At 88.0% G+C, this 241-nt stretch carries 1 pseudogene; it reads right to left on the reverse strand.

Features of this window, described 5'->3' with window-relative positions:
• Positions 1 to 241: pseudogene (locus AAHZ94_RS36640) on the reverse strand (2-oxoglutarate dehydrogenase, E2 component, dihydrolipoamide succinyltransferase); the annotation flags it as partial.

Raw genomic sequence — 241 nt, forward strand, 5'->3', positions numbered from 1 at the left:
GCGCGGGCGCGCGCGGCCCCAGCCCGCCCACCCCGGGCGCCGGGCCGGCGCCGGGGGCGCGCCGCCGGGGGGCGTGTGCGGCGGGGGGGGGGGCGTGTTCGGCGTAGTCGAGCCGGCCGCTGCCGTCCGCCCAGCGCACGGCGGTGGCCCCGGGCGAGGCGGCGGCCCGGGCGGCTAACGCCGCGGCGATGCCGGCCGGGCCAGCCGCGGTGCGGTCCCCGGCTGCGGTGCGGTCCCAGCC

The organism is Streptomyces sp. HSW2009, from assembly GCF_040240285.1.
Classification (GTDB): domain Bacteria; phylum Actinomycetota; class Actinomycetes; order Streptomycetales; family Streptomycetaceae; genus Streptomyces.